This is a genomic window from Mesorhizobium sp. M4B.F.Ca.ET.089.01.1.1 (assembly GCF_004022605.1).
GTDB lineage: Bacteria > Pseudomonadota > Alphaproteobacteria > Rhizobiales > Rhizobiaceae > Mesorhizobium > Mesorhizobium abyssinicae.
Genome location: NZ_RZOS01000184.1, coordinates 1 through 10,714 on the forward strand (window position 1 = coordinate 1; position 10,714 = coordinate 10,714).

Consider the following 10,714-nt stretch of genomic DNA (forward strand, 5'->3'; position numbering starts at 1 on the left):
CGCCAGCCTCGCCAGCGCGATCGCCAGCACGGCGCTGCCGGTTCCGAGGTCGAGGGCGTTGCGCGGCCGCTCGCGCCGCACGACCTTCTCCAGCATTTCGAGGCAGCCGGCAGTGGTGCCGTGATGGCCGGTGCCGAAGGCAAGGCCGGCCTCGATCTCGATGGCGAGGTCGCCGCTGTGGCGCCTGTCGCGGTCATGCGCGCCATGGACGAAGAAGCGGCCGGCGCGCACCGGCTTCAAGCCCTCCAGCGAGCGCGCCACCCAGTCGATTTCGGGCAGCGTTTCGCGTTCGATAGGCTTCGTCAGCGCGAGGCCGGCAAGGATGTCCTTCAGTCGCGCCTCGACCGCATCGACGTCGCCATCGGCATAGAGCGAGACTTCGTGGATGTCGCGGTCCTCGTCGACCTCCAGCACGGCAAGCGGCAGGCCCTCATCCTCGAAGGCCGCATCGAGCGCGGCGAAGATGCGATCGGCCTCGATCTTGCCGGCGGTGAAATGGAGCCGCGTCTGCGCCATCGGACGGTGTCAGCCTTCGTTCGCCAGGCGCTTCAGCTTGGCAACGGCCGCGTCGGCGCTTTCGCCATAGGCGATGGTGCCGGAGAACTCGCCCTTGCCATTGAGCAGCAGCACCGAGGCGGTGTGGTCCATCGTATAGTCGCCATCGCCGGTGTCGACCTTCTTCCAGTAGATGCCAAAGGATTTGGCCATGGCATGGACCTTGTCGGGGTCGCCGCTGATGCCGACGATGCGGTCGGAGAAATTGCCGACATAGGCCTTGATGATCTCGGGCGTGTCACGCTCGGGGTCGACGGTGACGAAATAGGCGTTCAGGTTCTTGCCGCCGTTGCCAAGCGTCTTCAGCCAGCCGGACAGCTCGAAGAGCGTGGTCGGGCACACTTCGGGACAATGGGTGAAACCGAAGAATACGACGCTGGGATGGCCCCTGAAGGCGGCTTCGGTGATCGGCGCGCCCTTCTGGTCGACCAGCGCGAAGGGCGCGCCGTAAGGCTCGCCGCTATAGTGGCCGCGGTACCAGTCGAAGGTCAGCCAGCCAATGCCGGCCGCCATCAGGACGAGAATGCCGACCAGAATTGAACGCATCATCGGGAAATGTCCGTCGTGATCTTTCATTGGGCGCCCAATCGGACGCCTTGTTCGAGCAGTCTTAGCGGGTAGAGGCGGCGGAGGCAAAGATGCCGCGTTGCCGCAACCGATGCATATTGCCAATCCTTAATTTGACCGGGTTTTCCGCCGACCTATCTTCGCGACAGACACGCCAGCGATGGACCGGACATGCAAGCAGACTCCTATTCGAAGACCCAGATCTGGCTGCATTGGGGCATCGCCGCGCTGATTCTGATCCAGTTCCTTGCCCATGACGGCATGGAGCATGTCTGGCGTGCCTTTCGCAGAGGGCAGGGGGCTGCCGCAGGGGACATACCGCTGGCTTATATGCATGTCGTGCTCGGCCTTGCGGTACTCGTTCTTGCGACGTGGCGGCTTTGGCTGAGGGCGACGCGCGGCGTGCCGCCGGTCTCGGGCATGGAGCATCCGGCGCTGCGGCTGCTGGCCAAGGCAGCGCATCTCTTGATCTATGCACTCATCTTCGTCGTGCCGCTTTCGGGCGCTGCCGCCTGGTTCCTGCAGGTGCCGGGGGCCGGGCTGGTGCACGTGGTGGGCAAGAACATCCTGCTCTATGTCGTGCTGCTGCATATCGCCGGCGCGCTGGTCCAGCACTTTGTCCTCAGGAGCGACGTGCTGCGGCAGATGTTGAGGTTCCGCCAGGCCTAGCTTGTAAACAAGCCACCTCAGTCCCACCTGAGACCGGCAACTCGAACCGAGGAGGCTCCCTTGCGAAAACTGATCGGCGGCGCGCTTGCCGCATGCCTTGTCGTCGGCGCGGCGGCGGCCGAGGAGGTCGGCAAGGTCGGCGTCGACTGGGTCGGCAACGACATCATGGTCGAGGCGATCAAGGATCCGAAAGTCGAGGGCGTCACCTGCCACGTCGCCTATTTCGATCGCAGCGTCATCGATCGGCTGCACAAGGGCAACTGGTTCGAGGATCCGTCAGATTCGTCGATCTCCTGCCGCCAGACCGGACCGATCACCATCGGTGACATCGACATGGGCGAAAGCGGCGAGGAGGTGTTCAAGCAGGGCATCAGCCTGATCTGGAAGAAGCAGGTGGTGAACCGCATCTACGACAAGAAGAACGAGACGCTGATCTACCTCTCGCATTCACGCCAGGTGCAGAACGGTTCGGCCAAGATGTCGGTCACGACGATCCCGCTCTACGGCCAGAACGTGGTTTGGACCAAGGGAAAGCCGCAATAGGCGGGGCAGACCCTCTCGGGCTGTTTGACGGCGCGACAATTGCTTCCGCCTTGCGGCAGCAACTGCGCGGGGGTAAAGCCGCCGCATGGACCGAGCCGAAAACCTCCTCCTGAAAGACCCTGAACCGCGCATCCATCCGACCGCGGAACTGAAGGCATGCAAGCTCGGCCGCTACGCCTCGATCGGCGAACGGGTGGTCCTGCGCGAGGTGACGGTCGGCGACTTCTCCTATTTCGAACGCCACGCCGAAGCGATCTACACGACGATCGGCAAATTCTGCTCGATCGCCGCCAACAGCCGCATCAATGCGCTCGAGCATCCGATCGAGCGGCTGACGCAGCACAAGGTCAGCTACCGGCCGAACGAGTATTTCCGCTGGCTGGGCGTCGACGCGGCCTTCCGGGAGCGGCGGCAGGCAAGGTCCGTCAGTATCGGCCACGACGTCTGGATCGGCCATGGCGCGGTGATCATGCCGGGAATCACCATCGGCAATGGCGCCATTGTCGGCGCCAACGCGGTGGTGACGCATGACGTGCCGGCCTATACGATCGTCGCCGGCGTGCCGGCCAGGTCGCTGCGCCAGCGTTTCAACGCCGGCATCGCGGCCCGCATCGAACGCCTCGGCTGGTGGGACTGGCCGCCCGAGAAACTGGCCAGGGCCGTTCCCGACATGCAGGCCATGCCGATCGAGGCCTTCCTCGACCGCTGGGAAAACGACGCGACCTGATCCTGGGGAACAAAACCCCTTCCGCCATGCGGGGGTGGCGCAGCGGAAGGGGCTGGAGGTAAACCGCCGTGAAGCGGACGGAGCAGGCTTTTCTTGCCTGCTCCCGCACTATGACAACAAAGCCATAAGGTGTTTTTTCTTGAGCCTGCGCTTTCCGCGTGTGCCGGATTGCACGTGCGGATCGGTTCAGCGGGAACCGGGAGCGTGCGTTGTCTGTTTCTCTCGGAGTTCGCACGACGGTCGAGAGATTCCGATGATCGAGAGACTTTTCACCAGGATTGCCAATTGGGTGGCTCATGTGGCCGGCCTGCCGCCCACCTTCGCCGCCTGCATTCTGATCGTCGTCGTCTGGGCCGCGAGTGGACCATTCTTCGGCTTTTCCGATACCTGGCAGCTCGTCATCAACACCGGCACCACGATCGTCACCTTCCTGATGGTGTTCCTCATCCAGAACACGCAGAACCGCGACGGCGCGGCGATCCAGGCCAAGCTCGACGAGCTGATCCGGGTCAGCCGCGCCCACAACCACTTCATCGGCATCGAGCACCTGACGGAATCGCAAGTCGAGGAGATCCGCGCCAAATGCGAGCAGGCGGCGAAGCGCCACGATCGAAAGATTGCCGACGCCGCCGCCAAGAAGGCGGTGACGCCGAAGCCCGGCTCGAAGAAGCAGGCAGCCGCTTGAGCCCGACCGTCAGCCGTTCATGAAGGTCGCGAAGGCGTCCTTGTGGTCAGGGTGCCAGCGCGACAGGGCAGGGCGGTTCTCGATGATGTCGCCGATCGCCCAGGCCATGCGCTTTTCGTCCATCGGCCGCGCTACCTCATTGTCGGGGCAAAGGATGTAGAAATCGCCGCGCTTGAGCGAGGCGAGCATGAAGTCGATGACCTGCTCGCCGGTCCAGGCGCCGGCCGGCTTCTCGGTCGCGCCTTCGGTCAGGCCGGTATAGGTGAAGCCCGGGATGAGCAGGTGGGCGGAGATCCTGGCGCCGGGCTCGTTGCGCAGAGCGTGCGCCAGGCCTTCAGTGAAGGTCTTCACGCCGGCCTTGGAGACGTTGTAGGCGAGATTGCCGGGCGGCGTGGTGATGCCCTGCTTGGAGCCGGTGTTGATGATCAGGCCGGGTTTGCCCGAGGCCAGCATGGCCGGCGCGAAGGCCTCGACGCCATGCACGACGCCCCAGAAATTGATGGCGAGAAGCCGCTTCCAGGCATCGCGGTTTTCCCACGGTTTGCCGGGATTGTTGCCGACACCGGCATTGTTCATCAGCAGCGACACGTCGCCGAAGGCGCCTTGCGCCGTTTCCGCCAGCCGATCGACTTCGTCGGCCGCGGAAACATCCGTGGCGACGGCAAGCACGTCGCCGCCGATCGCGGCGACCGCCCGGCTTGCCTCGTCGAGGCGCGCCCCGCCGATATCGGCCAGCACGATCTTCATGCCCATGGCCGCAAACCGCTTCGCGGCGGCAAGGCCGATACCGCTGGCGGCGCCGGTGATGACGGCGACGTTGCCGGAGGCGAGGGCGGGGAGGGCGGACTGGAATTCGGCGTCGGCGGTCATGGCAGGGTTCCTTGTTCGAGGTTGCGCCGAACTTAACGCCGGATCAGGCTCAGGCAAGTCCGCTTCGATGTCGGCGGGTTGACCGCATGGGCGGCCGCCGCGCATGCTGCCCGCCATCGAAGGAGACTGCCGATTGACCGACTGGGCCGAAATCCTGAAGGAGCAGACCGCCACCGGCGACCAGATGGGCCGCGAGGTGCCGAAGATGCTGGCCAATCCCGACATCAGCGAGGCGCAGGTTAAGACACTGTTCTCGGCTTTGGAGAAGCAGGCCGACTTCGTCGAGAAGCTGCGCATGGCGCTGGAAAAATTCGACCATGACTTCCCCGTCATCAAGGCGGCCGAGCGGCTGGAGGAGCGCTATGCCGACCTCGCGGCGTCGGTGGCCGAAAAGCTGAAGGCGATGCGGACGTAGCGTCGTCTATTTTTCGATAAGCTTCTCGAATCGCCGGTCCGGCACGAACCAGGTTATCGCCACCGCCACATAGAGGGCGACGCCGATCCATTGGTTGACGAAGGTGAGCAGCACGCCAGCTATGTAGATCGCCAGCGAGATCTTGCCCTTCCTGTCTTGGCCCACCGCCTTGGCGAAGGTCGTGTCCGCTCCGTGCAGGTGGCGCAGCTTGGTGACCAGGATCGTGTAGGCGACGGCGCAGAGCGCCAGGTCGGCGCCGTAGACGGCGACCGGGACCGGCGCGAAATGGTTCTCGCCCATGAAAGCGGTCGTCACCGGCATCAGCGACAGCCAGAACAGAAGGTTGAGGTTCGCCCACAGGACGTATCCGTCGACGCGCTGCACGGTGTGGAACATGTTGTGCAGATTGTTCCAGTAGATGCCGACATTGATGAAGGACAGGACATAGCTGAAGAAGACCGGCCACAACGGCGCAAGGGCGGAAAAATCCTCGCCATGCGGCACCTTCAGCTCCAGCACCATTATGGTGATGATGATGGCGACGACGCCATCGGTGAATGCTTCGACCCGTCCTTTGCCCATCGATTCTCCCCTTGAACTGGCGAAGGGTACGAGAGGATTTCGCGCGGCGCCATACTGACCATCCTGTCAGGAGCGTATTGGGCGAGCGGAACGGCCGTCACCATCTACACGTTAGGCGGGCACCCCATAAAAGAAGGACGTCGACATGACGACCTACGCTCAAGCCATGGCGCGCGACAATGAACTCGGCGGCGGCGCCGCGACCACCGCCGTCGCAGCCATGATCGCGGCGCTGTTTGCCGGCAGCACGGTGCTGACGCCGCTCTACATCATCTACAAACAGGCCTTCGGCTTCTCCCAGCTGACGTTGACGCTGGTCTATGCCGTCTATGTCGTCGGCAATCTGGCGGCGCTGCTGGTGTTCGGACGGCTGTCGGATGCCATCGGCCGCCGTCCGGCCGCCCTGGCGGCGATGGCGACCGCCCTTGTCAGCGCGCTGGTCTTCCTGTTCGCCGAGAATGTCGCCTGGCTCGATATCGCCCGCATCCTGAGCGGTCTTGGCATCGGCGTCGGCGCGGGAACAGGCACGGCCTGGCTCGCCGAGCTGATCGACAGCGAGGACAAATCGCGCGCCGCAACCATCGCCACCAGCACCAATTTCGTCGGCCTCGGCCTCGGCGCGCTGGTGTCGGGGGTGCTTGCCGAATACGCGCCCTGGCCGCTCAGGCTGACATTCGCCCTCTATCTGGCGCTGCTTGCCCTGGTCACGCTCTTGATCTGGCGCACGCGGGAAACCGTGCTGCGGCCAGGCCGCTCTCGGATGTCTCGATGCGGCCACGGCTGTCGGTGCCCGCCGACATCCGCGCGGCCTTCGTGGCGCCGGCGGTGACCGGCTTCGGGGCCATGGCGCTGGTCGGCTTCTATGCTGCGCTGGCGCCGAGCATCCTGGCCCAGCAGCTGCATGTCACGAACCACGCCGAGGCCGGCGCGCTGTTCTTCGAGCTGTCGATGGTGGCGGCCGCGACCATCCTGCTGACGGTGCGACTGTCCAGCCGCATCACCATGCAGGCGGCGCTGGCGCTGATGATCCCGACCGTGGCGCTGGTCGTTGCCGCGCAAGTCTATGCGTCCATGGCAATCATGATCGCCGCAACCGGCTTGTGTGGCGTGGCGGCGGCGCTCGGCTATCGCGGCGGCCTGCAGGTGGTGAACCAGATCGCGCCGGACGACCGGCGCGCCGAAGTTGTGTCGGCCTTCTTCATCTGCTGCTTCTGCGGCAACGCGCTGCCGGTCATCGGCATCGGCATCCTGTCGAACTGGACGAGCGCGACGGCAGCAAGCCTGGCCTTTGCCGGGATGATCACGGTCTTTGCGCTGGTGGCGCTGGGGTTCGGCGCGAAATACGCGCGCTAGGGTTCAGCCGTCCGGCGTCTCGGGCGCCATGTTCGCGCGCTGGCGCGGCACGCCGAGACCGGTGTCCGGCGGTTCGCCGGCGGCCGGCCTGCCCTCGATCATGTGCAGGGTGCGCCAGCCGCCGAAACGGTAGTAGCCGGCGGCCAGCGCCAGTGAAGTGATCGAGCCGGCCGGAAAGCTCCACCAGAGCGCCTCCTCGCCGATCACGCTCCGGAAGAAATAGGCAAAGCCGGTGCGCACGATCAGCACCGAGATCACCAGGATGATCAGCGGCGGCATCACCGCGCCGGTTGCGCGCACGGTGGCAAACAGCACGATGGTGACGCCGAACAGGATGAACGACCAGGACGCGACATTGTTGATGTGGGCGGCGATGTCGATGGCCGCGCTGTCGGTGCTGAGGAATAGGCTGAGGATCGAACGGTCAAAGAGGAACAGCAGGAAGACCAGCGCGCCGGTCAGCACCAGGTTGAAGCCGACGCCCGAAGCCGCGACCTTGCCGATGCGGTCCCATCGCCCGGCGCCGACATTTTGCGCCGCCATCGAGGAGACGGCGGCGCCGATGGCGAGCGCCGGCATCTGGATATAGGTCCAGAGCTGCGCGGCGATACCGTAGGCGGCGGCGACCTGCGAGCCGTAGGAATTGACGATGCCCATGACCGTCAGCGCCGCGGCGGAAATCACGATCATCTGCAGGCCCATCGGCACGCCCTTGAAGACGACGATCCTGAGCAGCGCCGGATCGGGCCGCAGCAGGGCGAGGTTGGCGCCGGCGAGCCTCAGCGGATGCTTGCGGGCATAGAGCACGATCAGGATGGCGATCACGCTCACCGTCTGGCCGATCAGCGTGGCGGTGGCGGATCCGGCGATGCCGAGCTCCGGGAATGGCCCGAGGCCGCGGATCAGCACCGGGTTGAGCACGATGTCGAGGACGACCGCCAGCGCCATGAAGACGAACGGCGTGCGCGAATCGCCGGCACCGCGCAGCACCGTCATGACGAAGGACAACAGGTTCATCATCGGCACGGCGACGAAGATGATGCGCAGGTAGGAGCGCGCCAGCGGCAGCGCGTCGGCCGGCGTGCCCAGCGTGTTGAGGATGGCGTCGACCCAGATCCAGCCGCAGACGGCGAACACCACCGAGACGAGGAAGAAGAAGGTGGCGCTGGTGCCGACGATGCGCCGCGCCTCCGGCAGGTCGCGGGAGCCGACCGACTGCGCGACCAGGATGGTGGCGGCCATGCCGATGCCGAACACCGTGCCGAGGATCAGGAACAGCACCAGATTGGCGTTGGAGGTCGCGGTCAGCGCCGCCTCGCCGAGGAAGCGGCCGACCCATACGGCATTGATCGAGCCGTTGAGCGACTGCAGCACGTTGGAGCCGAGCACCGGCAAGGCGAACAGCAGCAGCGTGCGCGGGATCGGGCCGCTGGTGAGGTCGCCGGTGCGCCGGCGGGCAGGCGTCTTCTCGTCCATGGTGGGCTGCTCAGCGCTGGTCTTTGGGTGCGGTCGGCGATGATCGCCGATTTGAGGGGACAGGTCGATGCGGCGCCCGAAAATTCCGCCTTGATCCGGTGATGTTCTCAAAGCTTCCGGAATGGGCTATTGAACCCGGGTGCGTGGGGCCGCACTCCTTAGATCTTATTGATAGCCGGGGGGATGATGTCCGATAGTCCGCTGTTTTTTGAGCGCCTGAACCGGCGCGCGTTTCTCGGTGCGTCCGCTGTGGGAGCTGCTTCCGTGGCTCTTTCGGCCTGCACCACCACCGACGTGGCGCCACCGGCGGCGGCGCCGCCGCCGCCAAGCGATTCGGCGTTCGGCGCTGCCGAGAGCATGTATGCGGCACGCGTCGACGAGGGCTATCAGCTGCCGGCAATCCCGGTGGACAAGCTCGATCCGAAGTTCGTACGCCAGATCGTGCCGGATCCGACCGGGGAAAAACCCGGCACGATCGTCGTCGATACCTCCGAACATTTCCTCTATCTGGTGCGCGACGGCGGCGAGGCCATCCGCTATGGCGTCAGCCTCGGCAAGGCCGGTTTCGGATGGACCGGCAGTGCCGTGGTTCAGGCGCGTAAGAAGTGGCCGGTCTGGACGCCGCCGCCGGAAATGATCCAGCGCCGGCCTGAACTGGCGAAATACAAGGACGGCATGCCGCCCGGCCCGCAGAGTCCGCTCGGCGCCCGCGCGCTCTATCTCTTCCGCGACGGCAAGGACACGATGTACCGGCTGCACGGCACGCCGGAGTGGGATTCCATCGGCAAGAACGCTTCGTCCGGCTGCGTGCGCTTCATGAACCAGGACATCATCGACCTCTACGGCCGCGTCAACGGCGTCGCGCAGGTCTTCGTGCGCCCGAACCTGTCGCCCGCCGGCAAGCTCACGGCCGTGTCGAACAGGACGGCCGAGCCGATCGATGCCGGCGTGCCGAGGGACGCGGAGATCTTGAAGTAGATCGTCGACAAATGGCCTGAAGGCGGACGCGCCCGGCGCGTCCGCCTTTCTGTCGTTAGCTAGTTCGTGGCGAGGTTCGGCAGCGTCACCTGATAGACCAGGAACATGGTGTCGACATCGGCGCCGTCCTCGGCCTTGTAGGGCGCGCCGACCTGGAAGCCGTCCTGGGTCAGGAAATCGTTGTCGTTGGCGACGAACAGGAAGTAGTCGTCGGGCAGCTTGGGATCGAGCACGCTGACCAGCGACATCGCTTCCCACTTCTCCGAGAGATTGTCCTTGTCGTTCGGCTTACCATTGTGCAGACCGAAGCGGCCAAGCTGGGCCCTGTCGTTGATGTCGATGAACGGCGTGACCTTGGCCGGGGCAACCGACGCATCGAGCACGCCCTTCGGCGCCAGCGGCTTGTCGGCGGCGTCGAACGGGCCGCCGGCGATGTCGGTCGCGCCGGACAGGTCGACGATGTTGATCTTGCGATAGAGCGACTCTTCGCCCTTCACACCCTGGCCGTTGCCGCTGTCGCGCGTCAGCATCAGGAAGCTCGTGTTGGAGAGCGCGACGATCTCACTCTGCGCCGCCACCTTGGTCTTGCCCTTGGCGTCCTTGAACACCGGCAACGGCACGACATATTCATGCGCCAGCTTGAGATGGGCGAGGTCGGATGCGTCATAGACCAGCGCCCTGGTGTTCTGGCGCGTCGAGCCGGAATCGCCGCCATCCTGGCGCGGCGCCGACTGCAGCACGGCGATCAGGAACTTGCCGTCCGGCGTCAGCGACATGCCTTCCAGGCCCTGGTTGTTCTGGCGGCCGGTCTCGGGATCCTTCGGATCGGGCTCGGCGGCGCCCGGGCCCGGATTGTCGGAGGCGAAGTTCGGCTTGCCGTGGCGCATTGGCACCAGGGCCGCCGGCGGCTGGGTGGCCGACATCAGGCGGCCCTCGGCCGAGAAGCGATAGATGTTAGGGCCGTACTCGTCGGAGATGAACATGCTGCCGTCCGGCAGGCGCACGATGGCTTCGTCATCCAGCGCCAGCTTGCCATTGTCGGCCTGCGGCAGGATCGGCATGTCGCCGGCGGCGGGGCGGACGCCGTTCAGCGGGTCGAGGCCGGTGGCGTCAACGCCCTTGTCGTCGGTGAGCAGCAGGGTGTCGGCGAGCGTCGCATTGACGCCCGACTGTTCCTGGCCGGCTGCGGGCGCGGCGCCCGGAGGGGTCGGGGCAAGCTCGATCGAAACGGTGTTGAGGCGGGCCCGATAGTCGGTGGTGCCGACGACGTTGTAGCCACGATCCGGCAGCAGCC

General features: G+C 65.4%; 14 protein-coding genes. 8 read left to right on the forward strand and 6 right to left on the reverse strand.

Translation table 11 applies throughout. The features are described 5' to 3' along the window. Together EN780_RS18155 and EN780_RS18160 are read right to left on the reverse strand one after the other, a co-directional pair. Positions 1 to 516, reverse strand: a 516-nt coding sequence (locus tag EN780_RS18155; RefSeq protein ID WP_128274894.1) for a 50S ribosomal protein L11 methyltransferase, incomplete at its 3' end; no start/stop codon positions are given. A gap of 9 nt (positions 517 to 525) precedes the next feature. Continuing rightward, positions 526 to 1,104, reverse strand: coding sequence for an SCO family protein (locus EN780_RS18160; RefSeq protein ID WP_128274895.1), 579 nt, complete (start codon positions 1,102 to 1,104; stop codon positions 526 to 528). A gap of 189 nt (positions 1,105 to 1,293) precedes the next feature. Between EN780_RS18160 and EN780_RS18165 the strand changes: the two genes are divergently transcribed. The 4 genes from EN780_RS18165 to EN780_RS18180 all read left to right on the forward strand — a co-directional run bounded on the left by EN780_RS18165 (position 1,294) and on the right by EN780_RS18180 (position 3,746). Continuing rightward, on the forward strand, positions 1,294 to 1,791 hold the full coding sequence (locus EN780_RS18165; RefSeq protein ID WP_128274896.1) for a cytochrome b/b6 domain-containing protein: 498 nt from the start codon (positions 1,294 to 1,296) through the stop codon (positions 1,789 to 1,791). A 60-nt stretch (positions 1,792 to 1,851) separates the two neighbouring features. Beyond that, the gene (locus EN780_RS18170) at positions 1,852 to 2,334 is read left to right on the forward strand and encodes a CreA family protein (protein ID WP_128274897.1); all 483 of its coding nucleotides are present in this window, start codon (positions 1,852 to 1,854) and stop codon (positions 2,332 to 2,334) included. 85 nt (positions 2,335 to 2,419) lie between these two features. Further along, positions 2,420 to 3,061 carry a DapH/DapD/GlmU-related protein gene (locus EN780_RS18175; RefSeq protein WP_128274898.1) on the forward strand — a complete coding sequence of 214 codons (642 nt, stop codon included), beginning with the start codon at positions 2,420 to 2,422 and terminating at the stop codon, positions 3,059 to 3,061. A gap of 253 nt (positions 3,062 to 3,314) precedes the next feature. Next, positions 3,315 to 3,746: a low affinity iron permease family protein gene (locus tag EN780_RS18180; RefSeq protein WP_189556601.1), complete on the forward strand. Its 432-nt coding sequence runs from the start codon at positions 3,315 to 3,317 to the stop codon at positions 3,744 to 3,746. A gap of 9 nt (positions 3,747 to 3,755) precedes the next feature. On the opposite strand, the gene EN780_RS18185 is transcribed toward EN780_RS18180, so the two are convergent. Beyond that, positions 3,756 to 4,616, reverse strand: a complete 861-nt coding sequence (locus EN780_RS18185; protein ID WP_128274899.1) for an SDR family NAD(P)-dependent oxidoreductase — start codon at positions 4,614 to 4,616, stop codon at positions 3,756 to 3,758. Positions 4,617 to 4,749: 133 nt separating this feature from the next. On the opposite strand from EN780_RS18185, the gene EN780_RS18190 reads away from it, so the two are divergent. Then, positions 4,750 to 5,031, forward strand: coding sequence for a hypothetical protein (locus EN780_RS18190; RefSeq protein WP_126053918.1), 282 nt, complete (start codon positions 4,750 to 4,752; stop codon positions 5,029 to 5,031). Positions 5,032 to 5,037: 6 nt separating this feature from the next. On the opposite strand, the gene EN780_RS18195 is transcribed toward EN780_RS18190, so the two are convergent. Beyond that, the gene (locus EN780_RS18195) at positions 5,038 to 5,613 is read right to left on the reverse strand and encodes a TMEM175 family protein (RefSeq protein WP_127286176.1); all 576 of its coding nucleotides are present in this window, start codon (positions 5,611 to 5,613) and stop codon (positions 5,038 to 5,040) included. A 145-nt stretch (positions 5,614 to 5,758) separates the two neighbouring features. Here EN780_RS18195 and EN780_RS40690 point away from each other — a divergent pair, with 145 nt between their 5' ends. Next, positions 5,759 to 6,442 carry an MFS transporter gene (locus tag EN780_RS40690; RefSeq protein WP_245500009.1) on the forward strand — a complete coding sequence of 228 codons (684 nt, stop codon included), beginning with the start codon at positions 5,759 to 5,761 and terminating at the stop codon, positions 6,440 to 6,442. Continuing rightward, positions 6,382 to 6,966: a hypothetical protein gene (locus tag EN780_RS40695; RefSeq protein ID WP_245500011.1), complete on the forward strand. Its 585-nt coding sequence runs from the start codon at positions 6,382 to 6,384 to the stop codon at positions 6,964 to 6,966. Before EN780_RS40690 ends, EN780_RS40695 begins: the two co-directional genes overlap by 61 nt. Positions 6,967 to 6,969: 3 nt before the next feature. Here the strand turns inward: EN780_RS40695 and EN780_RS18205 are convergent, their stop codons facing one another. Next, positions 6,970 to 8,442: an MATE family efflux transporter gene (locus tag EN780_RS18205; protein ID WP_128274900.1), complete on the reverse strand. Its 1,473-nt coding sequence runs from the start codon at positions 8,440 to 8,442 to the stop codon at positions 6,970 to 6,972. A gap of 186 nt (positions 8,443 to 8,628) precedes the next feature. On the opposite strand from EN780_RS18205, the gene EN780_RS18210 reads away from it, so the two are divergent. After that, positions 8,629 to 9,420, forward strand: coding sequence for a L,D-transpeptidase (locus EN780_RS18210; RefSeq protein ID WP_128274901.1), 792 nt, complete (start codon positions 8,629 to 8,631; stop codon positions 9,418 to 9,420). Positions 9,421 to 9,479: 59 nt separating this feature from the next. Here the strand turns inward: EN780_RS18210 and EN780_RS18215 are convergent. Next, the coding region (locus EN780_RS18215; protein WP_128274902.1) for an esterase-like activity of phytase family protein at positions 9,480 to 10,714 on the reverse strand (1,235 nt) is incomplete at its 5' end.

What these genes read in the sequence shown, in the direction of transcription:
- EN780_RS18180 (WP_189556601.1), top strand. Translation starts at nt 3,315, where the DNA reads ATGATCGAGAGACTTTTCACCAGGATTGCCAATTGGGTGGCTCATGTG.
- EN780_RS18185 (WP_128274899.1), bottom strand. Translation starts at nt 4,616, where the DNA reads ATGACCGCCGACGCCGAATTCCAGTCCGCCCTCCCCGCCCTCGCCTCC.
- EN780_RS40695 (WP_245500011.1), top strand. Translation starts at nt 6,382, where the DNA reads ATGCGGCCACGGCTGTCGGTGCCCGCCGACATCCGCGCGGCCTTCGTG.
- EN780_RS18160 (WP_128274895.1), bottom strand. Translation starts at nt 1,104, where the DNA reads ATGATGCGTTCAATTCTGGTCGGCATTCTCGTCCTGATGGCGGCCGGC.
- EN780_RS18195 (WP_127286176.1), bottom strand. Translation starts at nt 5,613, where the DNA reads ATGGGCAAAGGACGGGTCGAAGCATTCACCGATGGCGTCGTCGCCATC.
- EN780_RS18210 (WP_128274901.1), top strand. Translation starts at nt 8,629, where the DNA reads ATGTCCGATAGTCCGCTGTTTTTTGAGCGCCTGAACCGGCGCGCGTTT.
- EN780_RS18175 (WP_128274898.1), top strand. Translation starts at nt 2,420, where the DNA reads ATGGACCGAGCCGAAAACCTCCTCCTGAAAGACCCTGAACCGCGCATC.
- EN780_RS18165 (WP_128274896.1), top strand. Translation starts at nt 1,294, where the DNA reads ATGCAAGCAGACTCCTATTCGAAGACCCAGATCTGGCTGCATTGGGGC.
- EN780_RS40690 (WP_245500009.1), top strand. Translation starts at nt 5,759, where the DNA reads ATGACGACCTACGCTCAAGCCATGGCGCGCGACAATGAACTCGGCGGC.
- EN780_RS18205 (WP_128274900.1), bottom strand. Translation starts at nt 8,442, where the DNA reads ATGGACGAGAAGACGCCTGCCCGCCGGCGCACCGGCGACCTCACCAGC.